The sequence below is a fragment of the Beijerinckia sp. L45 genome, assembly GCF_009765775.1.
In the GTDB taxonomy this organism is placed as follows: Bacteria; Pseudomonadota; Alphaproteobacteria; order Rhizobiales; family Beijerinckiaceae; genus RH-AL1.
In genome coordinates this window covers 21,338-23,026 of record NZ_LMUU01000040.1, presented here as the reverse complement: position 1 = coordinate 23,026, position 1,689 = coordinate 21,338, and the positions used below count along the sequence as shown (strand labels likewise).

The window sequence follows — 1,689 nt, the reverse complement described above, 5'->3', positions numbered from 1 at the left end:
GATACCGGCCTGCCACCGGCCGAATCGGGCGCGAACGCCGCATCGAAGGCGATCGGCCTGCTCGCCAGCCCGGCCGCGCTGCCGGCGATCGGCGGCGGTGCCTCCAAGGCCAAAGCGGGCTCCGAATCTGTCGCGGCCAGTGCCGAGCAGGACGGAACGGACGGCCCAACCGAAGCCAAGGTCGTCTCGATCGACGCGTTCCGCAAAAAGACGTGAGCGGCGAGGTCGTCAATCTGCGTCGGGTGCGGAAAGCCAAGGCGCGCACCGACCATGCCGACAAGGCCGCCGAAAACCGTGTCCGCTTCGGCCGCACGCTGGCCGACCGGCAGACCCAGGCCGATATCGAGGCGAAGGCCTCGCGCCATCTCGACGGCCACCGCCTCGGTCCGTCAGCGCCGGGCGATGACTGACCCCGAGCGCAGGCCGACGGCCGTCGTCAAGCACTCCCTGCTGATTGCCGGCCACGCCACCAGCGTCTCGCTGGAAGACGCGTTCTGGCAGGCGCTCAAGGCCACGGCCTCACGCCGCGGCCTCTCCGTCGCGGCGCTGGTCGCCGAGATCGACGCGACACGCGACGGCGCCAATCTCTCGTCCGCGATCCGGGTGACATTGCTCCACGACGCGGCCCGGGATCGGGCGCCGTAAGGCGTTTTGAGGCCCGGAACGCTATGGGCGCAGAACAGGTCCGATCTTGTCCAGAGTCAGAGAAGGCACGAACTTGGGATCCTGATAGATCGCAGCAAGCGCCGCTTCGGGTATAGCGCCCGCGCCGGGTGGAAGAGGCGTATCGGCCGTCGCGAAGGCCGCGTCCCACATCGCGGCAAGGAATCGCGCCCCGGCGCCCATGACCGTTGCCGTCTTGTCGCCGAACGCGGCCCACAGACCGTCGACGACCCTGACCGAACTGCCGCCGCCGAGCCGGATGTATTCGTTGCAGAGGGTGGTCGGCGGCAGGATCGTCGCCACCTGGCTCATCAGCGTGACCGTGGCAAAAGCCGCATCGCGCCCCGAGGCGATCGACGGGATCGGACCGGCGTATTGTTGGGCCTCGGGTCCGATGGCCGGCAGAAGCTGCTTGGAAAAGCGATCGACCATCTTGTCTTCGTAGGTCGCGTGGACGCCTTTTCCCGGCCATTTCTTGGCATGGGGATCCGACGGATCCTTGAATCCATCGGCGAGATAGGATCCGTGCAACGGTTGGCAGGCGTCGCCGACATAATGCGACACGATGCCGGCGGCGCAGATGAAACGCGGCACGTCGCCTTGCTGGAGTGCTTCGATCATTTCCTGAAAGAACTGCCAGACGCGGAACGGCAGCAGGCCTTCGTCGCGAGACTGGGTGTGCCCGTTGGATTGGTACCACCGCTGCCACGCCGCGACATCCATATTGGCGATCGATTGCAGCGTCAGGTCGCGCAGCGTCGGCCCGCCGCCCGCGTCGGGCGCGTCGATATCGGCATAGTGGTTCGGGTGCTCGGGCCCCGCATTTTGCGCATAGTCGCGGCCGCCGGGGACTTTCGCCGGGACTTTCTTCCAGACCAGGTCGGGGACATCGGCCAGTTCGACGAAATCCCCGTTCGAGAGTTTTTGCCGGATCTGGTCGGGCGTCAGTTCGTCGGGCAGAAAACTGATCCGCTCGATATTGGCGTTCAGAAGCGCCTTCAGGTTCGCGTTCTGCACCACCGAAAT

2 protein-coding genes and 2 pseudogenes are annotated in these 1,689 nt (G+C 66.3%); 3 read left to right on the top strand and 1 reads right to left on the bottom strand.

Translation table 11 applies throughout. The annotated features are described in order from the left end of the window. The 3 genes and pseudogenes from GSQ79_RS29290 to GSQ79_RS04055 form a co-directional block, all read left to right on the top strand. Positions 1 to 216, top strand: a pseudogene (locus GSQ79_RS29290) (hypothetical protein); the annotation flags it as partial. After that, complete coding sequence (locus tag GSQ79_RS04060; protein WP_158807459.1) at positions 213 to 410, top strand: DUF4169 family protein; 198 nt, start codon at positions 213 to 215, stop codon at positions 408 to 410. The pseudogene GSQ79_RS29290 and the gene GSQ79_RS04060, both read left to right, overlap by 4 nt. After that, positions 403 to 645, top strand: a complete 243-nt coding sequence (locus GSQ79_RS04055; protein ID WP_158807458.1) for a ribbon-helix-helix domain-containing protein — start codon at positions 403 to 405, stop codon at positions 643 to 645. The genes GSQ79_RS04060 and GSQ79_RS04055 overlap by 8 nt, the downstream gene beginning before the upstream one ends. A gap of 21 nt (positions 646 to 666) precedes the next feature. Here the strand turns inward: GSQ79_RS04055 and GSQ79_RS28900 are convergent. After that, positions 667 to 1,689, bottom strand: a pseudogene (locus GSQ79_RS28900) (hypothetical protein); the annotation flags it as partial.